Here is a 15,125-nt window from a genome sequence, read left to right as displayed (position 1 = left end):
AGCCATGAGCACATCAGGCACCGCAGCCGGGCAACAGCCCCCGCACGAACCACATCCCAACCATGACCGCGGTCTCGAGTTCGACCTCTCCACGCTGATGAGCCGCCGTTCCCTGGGCATGCTCTTCGGTGCCGGAACGGCGGCTGCAGCCCTTGCGGCCTGCACCCCCGGAGGCTCCGGGACTTCCCCCACGACGTCCCCCGGCCCCGCAGGATCAACGGCAACGACGACGGCGCCCCCGGCGTCCGCGACCCCCTCCGGCTCCGCGTCGCCCACCGTGACCCGCGCGATCGCCGAGTGCGGTGTGGAGATCCCCCAGGAAACGGCCGGACCGTTCCCCGGGGACGGCTCCAATGGGCCGAATGCCCTTGAAGCGTCCGGTGTGGTGCGGCAGGACATCACGTCCAGCTTCGGCACGTCCAGCACCAAGGTCGACGGCGTGCCCCTGACCGTCACCCTGACCTTGCTCGACAACGCCAACGACTGTGTGCCCCTGGCCGGCGCCGCCGTCTACGCCTGGCACTGCGACAGGGAGGGCAGGTACTCCCTCTACGATTCCGGGCTGGAAAACGAGAATTACCTCCGCGGCGTCCAGGAAGCAGACGCCAACGGGCAGGTCACCTTCAAGACCATCTACCCTGGTGCCTACAACGGGCGCTGGCCGCACATCCACTTCGAAGTCTTCGAATCCATGAGCAACGCCACGGCGGCCGGGCAGGTCTTGGCGGTCTCGCAGATCGCCCTGACCGACGCCGCCTGCCGGGAGGTCTACGCTTCCGAGGGATATGAAACCAGCGCCCGGAATTTTCCCAACACCACGCTGCAGTCGGACAACGTCTTCGGTGACGACGGCGGGATCTACCAGCTTGCCACCATGTCCGGATCAGTATCGGGCGGCTACATCGCGGGACTGAACGTCACCGTCTAGGGCAGCGATAGACTCGGAGCCATGCCACTCCACTCCTCTGCCGCAGACCACATCCGGGACCTGGGCGACTATGTCAGCGCGTCGCCGTCGAGCTTTCACGCGGTCCACGAAGCGGCGCGGAGGCTGGACGAGGCCGGCTTCACCGGGCTCGACGAACTCGAGCCATGGAACGAGGCGGCCGGCAAGTTCTACGTCATCCGGGACGGCGCGCTGATCGCGTGGGTAACCCCGGAAGGCGCGGGCCCCACCACGGGGTTCAACATTCTGGGCACACACACCGATTCACCGTCATTCAAGCTCAAGCCGAAGCCCACCACCGGCAAGTTCGGCTGGCTGCAGGCCGGCGTGGAAATTTACGGCGGGCCCCTGCTGAACTCATGGCTGGACCGTGAACTGCAGCTTGCCGGGCGCCTCGTTCTGCTCGACGGCAGCCATCACCTCACCGCCACAGGACCGCTCCTGCGCTTTCCGCAGCTGGCCATCCATCTGGACCGGACGGCCAATGAGGGCCTTACCCTGGACAAGCAGCAGCACATGAACCCGGTCTTCGGGCTCGGCGACCCGGCCGGCGAGGATCTGCTGGGACTGCTGGCCGAGCGCGTCAGCGGCAACGCCACTGTTGACCCTGCGCAGATCGGCGGGTACGACGTCGTGATTGCGGACACGCAGCCACCTGCGGTTTTCGGGGCGAAGAGCGAGTTTTTTGCCTCCGGGCGCCTGGATAACCTTTCGGCGACGCATGCCGGGCTGGTGGCTCTCATCGCGCATGCTGCTGATGCAGGTGGGCCTGCCCAGGCCGCGGCGCCTTCGACAGGTCCAACCAGCAGGACCGGTCACTCCAGCGGCCAGGCCCCGATCGCCGTGCTGGCTGCCTTCGACCATGAGGAAATCGGGTCTGCCTCACGCTCCGGTGCCTCCGGGCCCGTCCTTGAGGACATCCTGGCCCGCATTTCGGACGGCCTCGGCGCCTCGGTGAGCCAGCGGCGGCAGGCGTTTGCGGCGTCGGTCTGTGTTTCTGCCGACGCCGGCCACGCCGTCCACCCGAACTACGCGGAGCGGCACGATCCCGTCAACCGCCCGGTCCTCAATGGAGGGCCGTTGCTGAAGATCAACGCCAATCAGCGCTATGCCACTGACGCGGCCGGTGCTGCGCTCTGGGCGCGGCTGTGCGGTGATGCCGACGTTCCGTACCAGGAGTTTGTGTCCAACAACGTGCTGCCGTGCGGTTCCACGATCGGGCCGCTGACGGCCACCCGGCTGGGCATCAGGACGGTCGACGTGGGCGTGCCCCTCCTGTCCATGCACTCCGCCAGGGAACTGTGCGGCGTAGAGGATCCCTACAGTCTTGCTAAGGTGACAGAGCGCTTCTACGGGGTCGCGGCGTAGCTCGGCCCGTCCGGCACACATTTCCGCCCCGTTACAAAAGTGCATTCTAGAAAACAGGTGTTGCTCCCTAGTGCTTCATCTTGGGGAGGTGCCCGGTTTCCGCCTGCGTAAACTGTGCGACTGCCTAAGACTTGGAGCTCTGCTGCTCACCTAGTGTGAAACGCATCATGTGGGACGCGGCACACGCCTCTGCCGGCTCCGGCCCCACACCAAAAGACTGAAATCAACAAGAGGACGGCGCATCCATGCACGCTGACCAGCAACTCTCGAAATCCCTGAAACCCCGGCACCTGTCCATGATCGCCATCGCAGGCGTCATCGGAGCAGGACTGTTCGTCGGCTCGGGGGCCGCCATCCAGCAGGCAGGCCCCGGAATCCTGCTGGCGTATATGGCAGCGGGGATCGTGGTCATCCTGGTCATGCGGATGCTCGGCGAGATGGCCGCGGCCAATCCCGAGACCGGATCCTTCTCCACCTACGCTGACAAGGCACTCGGACGCTGGGCTGGCTTCAGCATCGGCTGGCTTTATGCGTGGTTCTGGATCATCGTTCTGGGAATCGAGGCTACTGCCGGCGCCGCCATCATGCATCGCTGGGTGCCCGGCATTGACCAGTGGGTGTGGGCCCTGGTCCTCATGGTGCTGCTCACGCTCACCAACCTCGGATCGGTGAAGTCCTACGGTGAGTTCGAGTTCTGGTTCGCCTCCATCAAGGTCGCCGCCATTGTCCTCTTCCTGGTCTTCGGCGTCGCAGCCATCCTGGGCCTTGTCCCCGGCGTTCCCGCCCCCGGACTCAGCAACCTGGTTGACAACGGAGGCTTCCTGCCGAACGGGCCGGGGGCGGTGCTCGCCGGCATCCTCGTGGTGGTCTTCGCCTTCTTCGGCGCCGAGATCGCCACGATCGCGGCCGGCGAATCCGAGAACCCGGTGGACGCCGTCAAGAAGGCCGTCAAGTCCACCGTCTGGCGCATCCTGGTCTTCTACATCGGCTCCATCGCCATCGTGGTCACCCTGCTGCCCTGGAACTCCGCGAACGTCGCCAAGAGCCCCTACGTGGCCGTCATTGAACTGTTCGGGATCCCGGGCGCCGGCACCATCATGGACGTCGTGGTTCTCACCTCCGTGCTGTCCTGCCTCAACTCCGGCCTCTACACTGCCAGCCGCATGCTGTTCTCGCTTTCACGCCGCGGCGACGCCCCCAAGTCCTGGACGAAGATCTCCAAACGCGGCGTCCCGGCTGCAGCCGTGCTTGCCTCGACAGTGGTGGGCTTCATCACCGTCGGACTGAACTACATCGCTCCCGACACCGTGTTTCTGTTCCTGGTGAACACCTCCGGCGCCATCGCCCTGTTCGTCTGGCTGGTCATCTCCGCTTCCCAGCTGATCCTCCGCAAGAGGATGGGTGCGGACGCCAAGGACCTCGCACTGAAAATGTGGCTCTTCCCCTACCTGACCTGGCTGGCGATCGGCAGCATCGTCGCACTCATCATCGGCATGGTCATTCTTGAATCCACGCGGGAGTCGCTCATGCTGTCCGGCGCCCTGGCTGCTGCCGTGGTGGGCATCGGTGTGTGGCGCTACCGCAGGGGCGACGCCGGTGCCGGACGAAGCATCGCCACCGCTCCTGAAGCCGAGGCCGCCAGCGTGGGGGCCGAGTCGACGTCGTAATTTGCGCAGAATGGTGTAACCCTGAACGTGAAACCGTCCGCCTGGAGGGCCGCATAGGCCCGCCGGGCGGACGGTTTTGTGCTTCCCGCTTCCTCCGCCATCCCGGATAGGACGCCAGGCCAGCGAACCTCCGATGAATGCCCGGCGTAGTTATCCACAACTGCCCGTCATGTGACTGGAAGCGTGGCCGTTTTCCCTCTAGATTCACAGCGACACGTAGAGTCCGACAGAAAATTGGGGAAAATGTCGAATCAACCGCCTGTATCCGCGCCCGCCGTGCCGGAACTGCCGCTGCACCAGCCGGGAACAACTCCCGAACCGCACGCACCACGTTCCACCTCGCTCGACATCCGCCGGCTGTGGGCGGGGGCAGTCGTCGCCGGGGCGTCCTACCTGGCGGTGTTGGTCTTCAGCCTTGCCCTGCTGTTGCTCACGCTTGCCGGCATTGCCGCCGGTCAGGGCACCTTCGTCCCGGCGCTTGACGGAGCCCTGCCCGCAGAGGAAACCCCCGATGCCTGGTCTCAGCTCGGCCAGCTCACGGCCCAACTGGTTGCCATGGCGCATTTGGGTGCCATCGATACCGCTGTCCAGGGCGTGGTCCCCTTCTTCGGAACGATCCGCGGGGAAGGCCTTGCCTATGCGGTTCCCCTGACAGTGCTGCTGGTTGGCGTGTTGTCTGTTTGCTTCGGCAGTCGCCTGGCAGAACAGAGAATTTCCGCCGGCTCCAGGCCACAGCTCCTGCTCCAGTCTGCTGTTACCGGTGTGGTTTATTCCCTGCTGGTGAACGGTGTGGCGGCAGCAGCCGCGGTCCGGTATCCCACCACCTCCTCCGACGGCTTCAGCGTTGAACCCATTTCCGCCGAAAATCCGTGGTCCGTTGCAGTGGCATTCATCCTCGCCGCCGGGCTGTCCGCGGTGTCCCGGCACAGCGTCTCTGCCCGCCGCCCGCCGTCCGCACGTCCGGCGCGCCTTCTTGGGGCACTGAACCTGCCCCTTGCCGCCCTCGCGGTCCACGCGTCCGTGTTTGCTGCTGTCGCGGTTCCCGCCGCATGGATCACGGCCACCGTCTCCGGGGGCTGGACTGCCCTGCTGTCCGGTCCCTTATGGATCGGCAACGCCGTGGGTTACAGCCTTGTGGAGGGGCACCTCGGAGGCCTGCGTGTACTCATGGAAACATCCCGGCTCATCGGCGGACAGGAAAGCCGGAGCGAGGATTACACGGTGTACGGATTCGGCGCTAATGTCGCCGGAAGCGGTGCCGTAGGCGCAGCGTGGGCCGCCCTGGCGCTGGCCCTGGTCTGCACCCCTATCACAGGCATTGCTGTTCTCATTCGCCGGGGACGGGTGGCCAGCACCGACGCCCTCTCCTGGCTTCCTATGCCCGCGGCCTTCCTTGCTCTGGGACTGCTGCTGCTGCCGCTTCTGACGGTGCAGGCGCGCTTTGACGTCCCGGGAGTCGCTGCGGGGCAATACGTTCTTGCCCCGACGTGGTGGTCGCCGGCGGTCTTCCTGGCCTGGGGGCTGCTGGTGGAAGTATCCGCCCGCTTCCTCGCCCCTTACCTGCTGCCTTTTGTTCCGGACAGGCTGCAGCGGTTCGCCCGCGTGTTTCCACCCGGGCCCGCACCAGTAGGCACGGAGTATCCCGGCACCCCGGGGGACGACGGCACTCCGGCCAGTGGCAGCCAGGAACTGGATCCCCCGTTTAACGGATGGGCTGGCGGCTCGGCCGCAGGGAAGAAGCGCGTGCTGGTGGCACTGTCGGCGGTCGGCGCCGTCATTGTGCTCGCCGTTGGTTCGGTGGTGGCAGTCAATGCGGTCAAAGCTGGCCCCGACAAACTGGTGCGGGAATACGTCCAGGCACTGGTGGACGGCGATGCCGAGAAGGCCCTGGCCATTCTGGATCCCGACATTCCCAATGGGGACAGGGTCCTGCTGACCAACCAGGTCTTTGGCGCCGCCGAGAAGCGAATCGAGGGCTTCTCCGTGCTTTCCAGCAAGGTTTCCGGTGAGTCAGCGGTGGTGCACGTCGAACTCAGGCAGGACGGGCGAAAGCACGAGCAGGCGTTCAGCCTCCACAAGAACCGGCCGGAATTCCTTGATGACCACTGGAAGCTCGGCTTCGTCCCGCTGCAGCGCGTTGCCATTTCCGCCGATGCCCCCGTGCCGTCCCTCTCGATCAACGGTGTGGCCGTGCAGACAGGGCAGGAGGACGGGAACGCCTTCGCCACCTACTTCAGCGCTCCGGCCTTCCCGGGCTCCTACTCCTTCAGCCTTCCCGATGACGAAAAGTATCTTGCGGCCGAACAACAGGAAGTGCTGGTAGCCATCGGGTCCGCACCCGAGGCCGCGGAGAACGCGAAGCTCACGGTGACGGCGTCGGAGCAACTGCGTGCCGAGACTTCCCGCCAGGTGGACGCCGCACTGGCCGCCTGCGCGAAATCCACCGAAATGGATCCGCAGGGCTGCCCGTTTTCACGGTTTGCCTTCGGCGACGTCCGGAACGTGAAATGGTCCATTACCTCCCAACCGGACTACACAATGCAGCGGTCCATAGACGGCGCCTGGCGGCTGAGCGGCGATACGCCCGGTGAAGCTTCGGTGACGTTCGAGCGGAATGCATCCTTCAGCAAGGCCAATCCCGAGTGGGAGAAGGAGACCGACCAGGTCGATTTCTACATCCGGGGCAGTGTCTCGATGGTTTCGGACAAGGTCCAGGTAAAGCTCTCCCAGTACTAACAACCCGGCCGGCAGCCGCCATTGTGCGTCCGGGTTCCCTGCGCTCCGGTCTTCGGCGGGACCGGTTTTCCACATGGGAGCGTCCGCTGCTGCCGCCCGGGTCAGTACCGCGCTAGCCTCGAGTCAGCGCACGAATCGCGGAAATCCTCCCCGATGCACTAGGATATTGAAGTCTGTGCTGCGCCCTGCCTCCGTTTTGGAGCCGGGCACGCACGGCACCGCAAATGAACCTCCTGTTACGGAAATGCCGTAACCGCTTAGCCCAAAGGAGGTGGGTTCACATATGCGTCCTTACGAATTGATGGTAATCATCGACCCCGAGGTCGAAGAGCGTACCGTAGAGCCGTCGCTTCAGAAGTTCCTGAATGTCATCACCAACGATGGTGGAACCATCGAAAAGGTTGACATCTGGGGCCGCCGTCGCCTCGCTTACGACATCAAGAAGAAGTCCGAAGGTATCTATGCCGTGGTGAACTTCACCGCCAAGCCGGAAACCGCCAAGGAACTTGACCGCCAGCTGGGTCTCAACGAGACCATCATGCGCACCAAGATCACCCGCCCCGAAGAGCAGAAGGTCGTTGCTGAGTAATTTCAGCTCCCGGCTTTTATTCTTTACCCCGCAGGAACGAACAAGGAGGCAGTAGATGGCAGGCGAAACCACTATTACGGTCATCGGTAATCTCACCAGTGACCCCGAACTGAGGTTCACACCGTCAGGTTCGGCAGTAGCGAACTTCACCATCGCTTCTACGCCCCGCACTTTTGACCGCCAGTCCAATGAGTGGAAGGACGGGGAAACCCTGTTCCTCCGCGCGTCGGTGTGGCGGGAAGCAGCTGAAAACGTCGCCGAATCCCTGACGAAGGGCATGCGGGTGATCGTTTCCGGCCGGCTGAAGAGCCGTTCCTACGAAACAAAAGAAGGCGAAAAGCGCACCGTTATCGAGCTCGAAGTCGATGAAATCGGCCCGAGCCTGCGCTACGCCAATGCCAAGGTCAACCGCACCCAGCGCTCCGGCGCCCCGGGTGGCCAGGGCGGCTTCGGCGGCGGCAACAGCGGCGGTGGCTTCGGTGGCGGCCAGGGTGCAAACCAGGGCGGCAACACCGGCGGAACATGGGGCGGCAACCAGCCCGCAGCGCAGGAAGATCCTTGGGCAACGCCCGGGGTCAGCAATGCCGGCGGCTGGGGCAACGGCCCGGATTCCGAACCTCCCTTCTAAAACAACAACATTAAAGGTCCGACGCCGGAACCGCCCAGGTGCCTCAGGCACCGAGGTGACCGCCGCCGTCGGACCACCACCATCCCGTGGATCAATATCCACGGGCTCCATAGAATAGGAGCTCCACGATGGCTAAGGCTGAACTCCGTAAGCCCAAACCAAAGTCCAACCCCTTGAAGGCCGCTGACATCACCGTCATCGACTACAAGGACGTAGCATTGCTGCGCAAGTTCATCTCCGACCGCGGAAAGATCCGCGCCCGTCGCGTCACTGGCGTCACGGTGCAGGAACAGCGCAAGATCGCCCAGGCAATCAAGAACGCCCGCGAAGTTGCTCTGCTGCCTTACTCCGGCGCTGGCCGCGGCTAAGGAAGGGATTAACTAACATGGCAAAGCTCATTCTGACCCACGAAGTAACCGGTCTCGGTGCTGCAGGCGACGTCATCGAGGTCAAGGACGGTTACGCACGTAACTACCTGCTGCCCCGCGGCTTCGCTCTGGCATGGTCCAAGGGTGGCGAGAAGCAGGTTGAGTCCATCAAGGCTGCCCGCGTCGCCCGCGAGCACGCTTCCCTGGAAGATGCTCAGAAGCAGGCCTCCGCTCTGTCCGCCAAGCCGGTCAAGCTGGTCGTGAAGGCCGGCGAAAGCGGCCGTCTCTTCGGCACGGTCAAGCAGTCCGACGTTGCTGACGCTGTTGAGGCCGCTGGCCTTGGCCGCATCGACAAGCGCAAGGTTGAACTGCCGACGCACATCAAGTCGGTTGGTTCCTACCAGGCCAACGTTCGTCTGCACGACGACGTTGCCGCTGTGATCGAACTCGACGTAGTCGCAGGCAAGTAGTCGTTTCCGGCCTGCCGGATCACTGCGCAGTCCTGAACTGCTGACTGCCCCCGCTGTCGGATTCCTCCGGGAACCCGGCAGCGGGGGCTTCCGCGTTAACCGCCGCCGTCGTGCGCTGGTAGCCTGCAGCAGTGACCCAGGAATCCCCTCCAGCAGCCCGCCGCCGTCCCTTTACCCAGGTGGATGTCTTCACCCGCGAGCCGTACCGCGGAAATCCGCTCGCCGTCGTGGTCGATGCCGAAGGCCTCACCGGGGAACAGATGCAGCGGTTCGCTAACTGGACCAACCTTTCGGAAACCACGTTCCTGCTGCCGCCTACGCAGCCCGGGGCGGATTACCGAGTCCGCATCTTTACCGGCAGCGAGGAACTCCCGTTCGCAGGCCACCCTACGCTCGGTTCCGCCCACGCCTGGCTGCAGGCGGGCGGCCATCCCCGGCAGGAAGGTGTGCTCGTGCAGGAATGCGGTGCCGGCCTGGTGCGGGTCAAGCACGACGGCGTCAGGCTGGCTTTCGCTGCTCCGCCCCTGACGCGCTCAGGGCCGGTGGATGAGCCGGATCTGCTGAGGATCGCGGCAGGCCTCGGACTGCCGCGCGAGGCGCTGCTGGATGCCTCCTGGCTCGTCAACGGCCCCCAGTGGATCGGCGTGCTGCTGGGGTCCGCCGAACAGGTCCTGGCCGTCAGGCCCGACTATGCCGCCATGGCGGGACTCACTGTGGGTGTCATAGGACCGTACCCTGAAGGAGCCGCCGCCGACTTCGAGGTCCGCACGTTCATTCCCGGCGACGCCGCGGCGGAGGATCCCGTTACGGGAAGTTTCAATGCGGGCGCGGCGCAATGGCTGATCCGCACCGGACGGGCATCGGCGTCGTACCTTGCCTCACAGGGCACCGTGCTGGGACGGAACGGCCGCGTCCATATTGACTCCGAGGGTGACGATGTCTGGGTGGGCGGAAGCGCCGTGACCGGCATCCGCGGCAACGTGGACCTCTGACCTGGAATAAATGCCGGGACGGCCCGGTTGAGGGAGTAGATGCAAACGCATGTACTATCGAAGGCAGTCGACCCTGAGGAGACCACCATGGAAACCCGCCGCATAACCGTTCTGTCCGCCGGCCTGGGCGTGCCGTCGTCGAGCCGGCTGCTGGCCGACCAGCTGGCCAGCGCCGCCCAGCAGCAACTGGCGGCATCCGGGTACGACGTGACCCTGGATGTGGTGGAACTCCGCGAGCTGGCCGTGGAGATCGCCAACAATTTCGTCACCGGATATGCGGCCCCGCGCCTCGCCGAGGTCATCGCCGGCGTGGAGGCATCGGACGGCATCATCGCCGTCACCCCGGTCTTCAGCGCCTCGTACAGCGGGCTCTTCAAGTCCTTCATTGACGTGCTGGACCCCAAGTCGCTGGACGGCAAGGCTGCGCTGCTGGGTGCCACCGGCGGAACCGACCGCCACCAGATGGTGCTTGAATACGCCATGCGGCCCCTGTTCAGTTACCTGCGGACCCGCGTGGCTCCGACGGCCGTCTTCGCCGGCCCGCAGGACTGGGGAAACACGGACGACGGCGGCACTCCCCTTTCGGCTCGGATCGACCGGGCAGCGGGCGAATTCGCCCGCCTACTCGAAGGCGTGCAGCCCGGCACGAAGCAGGCGCCCCTGGAATCCCTGCCCTTCGAACAGCTGCTGGCCGGGATCTCCGCGGGGCAGTAGCGGAACGGGCCGGCGAACTAATCGCCGCACCCGCACGTTGTGCCCGACATGAAATGTCCTGTGGATTCCGTTGACCTGATCATGAGCGAACGCAGCGGGGTGGAGATTGACTACTGTCCCCAGTGCCGCGGTGTGTGGCTTGACCGCGGCGAGCTGGATAAGATTCTCGACCGCGTGGCCGACTCACTGGGGGGAGCCGTACCCGCAGTGCCTCCGCCGCCCGCCCCGCCTGCTCCCGGCATGATCCCGCCGCCCCTGTACCAGAACCACCAGCCGCGGAGGGAACAGCCCGGCTACGATGGGCCCCGCTATGACGACCGCAGCTACGGCAAGGGCTATGACCGGGACTACGACCGCAACCGGCGGCCCAAGAAAAAGGAAGGCTGGCTGGGTGACCTGTTCGACTTCTGACCGGGACCCCGGCCTCTGTGCGGGTTCAGGCGCCCGAGTCGTCGAGCAGCGCGATGAATTCACGGGCCTGCTTCATAGTGATGTCCGAGTGCCTGGTGAGGGCGGTGGCGGCGGCCTCGATGTTGCCGCTCTTCGCCAGAGTCCGGATACGTCCGTAAATCTCGTCGTTCAGCATGTTGCTGCTGACTTCCCGCGTGACATCGCCCTTGCTCGCTATGGCGCGGTACCGGTAGGGGAACCGCTGCGGGGTTTCGTCGTCGGGGTCCGGCTCGCTGGGTTCCTCGGGCGGGGACCGGAACGGCTGCGGATGGGCAGCCAGAGCGGCCACTGCGTCCCGTGAGGCCCGAAGGCCGAGGCCGGACACCTCGTAGTAAAGCTTGATGGCGGCCATTGCCTGGCCCTGCGCGATCAGCGCATAAAGCCTCCGGTGTTCGTCCTCAGAAAGCTTGGCGGCAGCCTCCCTCGCCAGTTCCGCGGATTCCGGCGGGGGCTGGGCCGGGCCGCGTGGAGCCTGCTGCCGGCGGGTCCAGGCGCGTGCGGCCAGGGCCAGGGCGACGGCGACGGCAACGAGGATCAGGAGGGGGATCACGAGCGATTCCATGGTTCTACAGCCGATCTACATATTGCTTGGCGGTCAAAAGGTCGGAATGGGTTGCCTGGCGCAGGAGCTTGATGGCCTGAATCTTATGCCCGCTGCGCACCATTGACTGAAGCTGGAAGGCCAGCTGCGGGTCCAGCTGGCCCCCGGGCAACACCGCGCCCGGGTAGCCGTGGTGACCCGCGGGCGGGCCTGACCCTGGCTGGGCCAGGAGGGCTGCCCGGGCATGGTCCTGCTGCTGGGTCTGCTGCTGTTCGTTCTGGCTGGGGCGGGTGGCCGCGTCAATGCGTGCACGTGCAGCGGTGGCGGCCTGGACCTGGGCAGCGTAATGGGCCTGTGAGCGCCGTGCAAGATCCTTTTGGTACCGTTCTGCCTCCGACATGCCGGTGTTGCGGGGCTTCAGTGCCGTGGAGAGGGCCCAAAGGACTGCCGCGAGCAGGAGGACAGGCAGTATGAGTATCAGAACGTCGCCCATAAATAGAGCTTAGGCCAGATACGCGTTATCCACAGCATATGCAAAGTTGTGCATATGGGCGCCGTGAACGTCCCTGTGCTGGCCCTTGTACCGCTCCTGCACCACAGAAGACGGAGCAGCCGTCCGGCGGCACGCGGCCTGGCGCGCGAGGTTGATCACATTCCATGCATATTTGGGGCATTTGACAGGTTAGCTACCGGCCAGTATCCCCAGTCGCCCACTTCTGCCTGTGGATGAAGGTTCAAGAAAACTATTTTCAGTCCACAGGCATAAATCAGCGTTTCCGCAGGTCAGAGGCTACTTCTGGCAGAAAGAAATTTAATATCCACACCTTCCCCCACAGACTGTGCACAAGCAGGGATGGATTGTGCACAGGTTATCCACAGAGGTGCAAAACGTCGGGCTTTGTGCGTTGCCCGGCGGGCGCTAACGTAGCGGAGACACCGAATCAGGACATGCGATCCACGACAGCCACCCGGGTCGGGGCCCACGATTTCCGGGCTTCGGCTGATCTGTGCTGCCCTGTGGAAAAGCTGTGGATAAAGTGTCGGCCCCGGGGTTTACGGCATCCGGCGGAAATTGTCAGGGCCGGCTGGTAGAAGTTCCAGTAGTCGGCGCAACGGTTCCCGTGGAATGCACACTCGGGCGGCACACGGCAGATTTGCCGCAGACTCCGTTCAGGGGCCTGCGGACACTATGGAGGACGGCACCTTGTCAGTTACGCACCTGGACTCAATCGAGGGCACCCGCGGATCCGAAGCCAGCCGCAAACCTCCGCAGGACATTCCGGCCGAACAGTCCGTCCTGGGCGGCATGATGCTTTCCAAGGACGCCATCGCGGACGTCGTGGAAATCCTTCGGGGCCAGGACTTCTACCGTCCGGCCCACGAGACCATCTACGAGGCGGTCATCGACCTCTACGGCCGCGGTGAACCCGCGGATGCGGTGACGGTTTCCGACGAGCTGACCAAGCGCGGCGAAATCAACAGGATCGGCGGCCCGGCCTACCTGCACGAGCTCATCCAGACCGTCCCCACGGCGGCCAACGCGGGCTACTACGCCGAAATCGTAGCCGAACGCGCCGTCCTGAGGCGGCTGGTCAACGCCGGCACAAAGATTGTCCAGCTGGGCTACGGCCAGGACGGCGAAGTCGAAGACCTCGTCAACCAGGCCCAGGCAGAGGTCTACGCCGTCGCTGAGCGTCGGACCGCAGAGGATTACGTCGTCCTCAAGGACGTCATGGAGTCCACCGTCGACGAGATCGAGGCGTCCGGCCACCGCGGTGAAGGTATGGTGGGCGTTCCCACCGGGTTCTACGAGCTGGACGAGCTGACCCACGGCCTCCACCCCGGCCAGATGATCGTCATTGCCGCGCGCCCCGCCGTGGGTAAGTCCACCTTTGCCCTCGACTTCGCCCGCTCCGCCGCCATCAAGAACAACCTGGCCACTGTCATGTTCTCGCTCGAAATGGGCCGGAACGAGATCGCCATGCGTCTCTTGTCAGCCGAGGCCACGATCGGCCTTCAGGACCTCCGCAAAGGCACGATCAAGGACGAGCAGTGGTCCAAGATTGCCACCACCATGGGCCGGATGAATGATGCCCCGCTGTTCATCGACGACAGCCCGAACATGTCGCTGATGGAAATCCGTGCCAAATGCCGCCGCCTGAAACAGCAGCATGACCTCAAGCTCGTGATCCTCGACTACCTGCAGCTCATGAGTTCCGGCAAGAAGGTGGAGTCGCGCCAGCAGGAAGTCTCCGAGTTCTCCCGTGCCCTCAAGCTACTGGCCAAGGAGCTCCAGGTGCCGGTCATTGCCCTGTCCCAGCTCAACCGTGGGTCCGAGCAGCGCCAGGACAAGCGCCCCATGGTTTCGGACCTCCGTGAATCCGGATCCATCGAGCAGGACGCCGACATGGTCATCCTGCTGCACCGCGAGGACGTTTACGACAAGGAGTCGCCGCGTGCCGGGGAGGCGGACATCCTTATCGCCAAGCACCGTAACGGCCCCACCAAGGACATTGTGGTTGCCTTTCAGGGCCACTATTCCCGCTTCGCCAACATGGCAGCAGACGCCGGCGGCGGGTTCTAAGCCCGGCAGTATTGACTACGCCCCTTGCCGCAGCAGGTGGTTCGGCAGCCGGTTCCCCGGGGCGGCTGCACGGATCTCCAAGAGGTGGCGGGCATGCGCATGGAGCCGTTTGTCCTCGTCCGACACGGGGACCCATTGGGGAATCGGAACCGAGTTGCCCTCGGCATCCCGGGCCACCATCACCGTAAGGCAGTAGGTGGTCAGGTTAAGCTCGCGGCTCTTGGGGTCGCCCGAGCGGACATGGACCGCGATGTGCATGCCTTTGGTGCCGGTGTAGACCAGCCTGGCCTCCACCTCCACCACATGGCCGATCAGCAGCGGCCGGTAGAACCGCACGCCGCCCGAGAATACGGCCACTGTGTCCTTTCCGCAGTACCGCGAGGAACAGACGTACGCCGCCTCGTCGATCCACTTCATGACGATGCCGCCGTGGACTTTCCCGCCCCAGTTCACGTCCGTGGGCGCGGCCATGAACCGCAGGACAACACGCTCCGCCGTACCCGCGTCTGTATATTCCTGTGCGTTCATGGCTTCCACAATCTGTTCCCGGATCTTGATCCGGGCCAGGGCATGGTCGCGCTGTTCCAGCTCTTCTGCGGTGGCTGGCTCGAACTGCTGGACCGGGATAGGTCTGCCGTCCTCACCCACGGCCACGAAGATCACCATGCACTGGCTCCGCATGGTGGCAGGACCACCCTTGGGATCGCCCGAGGACACCACGGTGCGGATGTGCATCGAGGAGCGGCCCGTGTAAACGATGGTGGCCGTGACTTCCACCATGTCCCCGCTGTTCACCGGGTCAGCAAAGTGGATGTTGCCCACATAAGCCGTGACGCAATAGGACTTCGCCCAGCCGACGGCGGCGGCATAGGCGGCCTTGTCCACCCACTCCAGAACGGTTCCGGCGTCTACGGAGCCGCTGTGGCCGACGTCGGTGGGGGCCGCGAGGAAGCGGAGGGTCACTGAATTGGCGGCAATCTCGCTCATGCTGTGAGTTTACTGATGCGCTGGGCTACCAGGAGGTCGGCCTGACACAAATGCTGCCCCGTCCGGCATAAGCCCAACGAATGCG

General features: G+C 64.5%; 15 protein-coding genes. 12 read left to right on the top strand and 3 right to left on the bottom strand.

The window, feature by feature from the left end:
* Window positions 1-4: 4 nt before the first annotated feature.
* The 11 genes from J7E80_RS15095 (at window position 5) to J7E80_RS15045 (ending at window position 10,889) form a co-directional block, all read left to right on the top strand.
* On the top strand, window positions 5-928 hold the full coding sequence (locus tag J7E80_RS15095) for an intradiol ring-cleavage dioxygenase (RefSeq protein WP_215052944.1): 924 nt from the start codon (window positions 5-7) through the stop codon (window positions 926-928).
* A gap of 21 nt (window positions 929-949) precedes the next feature.
* Entirely contained in the window at window positions 950-2,314 is a 1,365-nt protein-coding gene (locus J7E80_RS15090; protein WP_215052942.1) for a M18 family aminopeptidase, read from the top strand.
* A gap of 245 nt (window positions 2,315-2,559) precedes the next feature.
* The gene (locus tag J7E80_RS15085; protein WP_215052940.1) at window positions 2,560-3,981 is read left to right on the top strand and encodes an amino acid permease; all 1,422 of its coding nucleotides are present in this window, start codon (window positions 2,560-2,562) and stop codon (window positions 3,979-3,981) included.
* 243 nt (window positions 3,982-4,224) lie between these two features.
* Entirely contained in the window at window positions 4,225-6,717 is a 2,493-nt protein-coding gene (locus J7E80_RS15080) for a hypothetical protein (RefSeq protein WP_215052938.1), read from the top strand.
* A gap of 283 nt (window positions 6,718-7,000) precedes the next feature.
* Window positions 7,001-7,306, top strand: coding sequence for a 30S ribosomal protein S6 (gene rpsF / locus J7E80_RS15075; RefSeq protein WP_205654719.1), 306 nt, complete (start codon window positions 7,001-7,003; stop codon window positions 7,304-7,306).
* A 55-nt stretch (window positions 7,307-7,361) separates the two neighbouring features.
* A complete protein-coding gene (locus J7E80_RS15070) occupies window positions 7,362-7,934 on the top strand; it encodes a single-stranded DNA-binding protein (protein ID WP_215052936.1) in 573 nt (190 codons plus the stop codon).
* A 128-nt stretch (window positions 7,935-8,062) separates the two neighbouring features.
* Window positions 8,063-8,302 (top strand): 30S ribosomal protein S18, encoded by a 240-nt coding sequence (gene rpsR, locus J7E80_RS15065; RefSeq protein ID WP_003800144.1) that lies wholly within the window; start codon window positions 8,063-8,065, stop codon window positions 8,300-8,302.
* 17 nt (window positions 8,303-8,319) lie between these two features.
* Entirely contained in the window at window positions 8,320-8,772 is a 453-nt protein-coding gene (gene rplI, locus J7E80_RS15060; RefSeq protein ID WP_215052934.1) for a 50S ribosomal protein L9, read from the top strand.
* A gap of 131 nt (window positions 8,773-8,903) precedes the next feature.
* Window positions 8,904-9,764, top strand: a complete 861-nt coding sequence (locus J7E80_RS15055) for a PhzF family phenazine biosynthesis protein (protein WP_215052932.1) — start codon at window positions 8,904-8,906, stop codon at window positions 9,762-9,764.
* Between the two features lie 87 nt (window positions 9,765-9,851).
* Window positions 9,852-10,478: an FMN reductase gene (locus tag J7E80_RS15050; protein ID WP_215052930.1), complete on the top strand. Its 627-nt coding sequence runs from the start codon at window positions 9,852-9,854 to the stop codon at window positions 10,476-10,478.
* 60 nt (window positions 10,479-10,538) lie between these two features.
* The gene (locus J7E80_RS15045) at window positions 10,539-10,889 is read left to right on the top strand and encodes a zf-TFIIB domain-containing protein (protein WP_311380849.1); all 351 of its coding nucleotides are present in this window, start codon (window positions 10,539-10,541) and stop codon (window positions 10,887-10,889) included.
* A 25-nt stretch (window positions 10,890-10,914) separates the two neighbouring features.
* Here the strand turns inward: J7E80_RS15045 and J7E80_RS15040 are convergent, their stop codons facing one another.
* Window positions 10,915-11,490: a hypothetical protein gene (locus J7E80_RS15040; protein ID WP_215052926.1), complete on the bottom strand. Its 576-nt coding sequence runs from the start codon at window positions 11,488-11,490 to the stop codon at window positions 10,915-10,917.
* A 4-nt stretch (window positions 11,491-11,494) separates the two neighbouring features.
* Window positions 11,495-11,962 carry a hypothetical protein gene (locus J7E80_RS15035; RefSeq protein WP_215052924.1) on the bottom strand — a complete coding sequence of 156 codons (468 nt, stop codon included), beginning with the start codon at window positions 11,960-11,962 and terminating at the stop codon, window positions 11,495-11,497.
* Window positions 11,963-12,673: 711 nt separating this feature from the next.
* Between J7E80_RS15035 and dnaB the strand changes: the two genes are divergently transcribed.
* Window positions 12,674-14,053 (top strand): replicative DNA helicase, encoded by a 1,380-nt coding sequence (gene dnaB / locus J7E80_RS15030; RefSeq protein WP_215052922.1) that lies wholly within the window; start codon window positions 12,674-12,676, stop codon window positions 14,051-14,053.
* A 15-nt stretch (window positions 14,054-14,068) separates the two neighbouring features.
* On the opposite strand, the gene J7E80_RS15025 is transcribed toward dnaB, so the two are convergent.
* Window positions 14,069-15,040 carry an acyl-CoA thioesterase gene (locus J7E80_RS15025; RefSeq protein ID WP_215052920.1) on the bottom strand — a complete coding sequence of 324 codons (972 nt, stop codon included), beginning with the start codon at window positions 15,038-15,040 and terminating at the stop codon, window positions 14,069-14,071.
* Window positions 15,041-15,125: the final 85 nt, after the last annotated feature.

Source organism: Arthrobacter sp. ISL-28 (genome assembly GCF_018613875.1).
Taxonomy (GTDB): Bacteria; Actinomycetota; Actinomycetes; order Actinomycetales; family Micrococcaceae; genus Arthrobacter.
This window is presented reverse-complemented; position numbering and strand designations above follow the sequence as displayed.

Excerpts from the sequence above, each read along its gene's own strand:
- J7E80_RS15095 (WP_215052944.1), top strand. The coding sequence starts at position 5 with ATGAGCACATCAGGCACCGCAGCCGGGCAACAGCCCCCGCACGAACCA.
- J7E80_RS15090 (WP_215052942.1), top strand. The coding sequence starts at position 950 with ATGCCACTCCACTCCTCTGCCGCAGACCACATCCGGGACCTGGGCGAC.
- J7E80_RS15085 (WP_215052940.1), top strand. The coding sequence starts at position 2,560 with ATGCACGCTGACCAGCAACTCTCGAAATCCCTGAAACCCCGGCACCTG.
- J7E80_RS15080 (WP_215052938.1), top strand. The coding sequence starts at position 4,225 with ATGTCGAATCAACCGCCTGTATCCGCGCCCGCCGTGCCGGAACTGCCG.
- rpsF (WP_205654719.1), top strand. The coding sequence starts at position 7,001 with ATGCGTCCTTACGAATTGATGGTAATCATCGACCCCGAGGTCGAAGAG.
- J7E80_RS15070 (WP_215052936.1), top strand. The coding sequence starts at position 7,362 with ATGGCAGGCGAAACCACTATTACGGTCATCGGTAATCTCACCAGTGAC.
- rpsR (WP_003800144.1), top strand. The coding sequence starts at position 8,063 with ATGGCTAAGGCTGAACTCCGTAAGCCCAAACCAAAGTCCAACCCCTTG.
- rplI (WP_215052934.1), top strand. The coding sequence starts at position 8,320 with ATGGCAAAGCTCATTCTGACCCACGAAGTAACCGGTCTCGGTGCTGCA.
- J7E80_RS15050 (WP_215052930.1), top strand. The coding sequence starts at position 9,852 with ATGGAAACCCGCCGCATAACCGTTCTGTCCGCCGGCCTGGGCGTGCCG.
- J7E80_RS15040 (WP_215052926.1), bottom strand. The coding sequence starts at position 11,490 with ATGGAATCGCTCGTGATCCCCCTCCTGATCCTCGTTGCCGTCGCCGTC.
- J7E80_RS15035 (WP_215052924.1), bottom strand. The coding sequence starts at position 11,962 with ATGGGCGACGTTCTGATACTCATACTGCCTGTCCTCCTGCTCGCGGCA.
- J7E80_RS15025 (WP_215052920.1), bottom strand. The coding sequence starts at position 15,040 with ATGAGCGAGATTGCCGCCAATTCAGTGACCCTCCGCTTCCTCGCGGCC.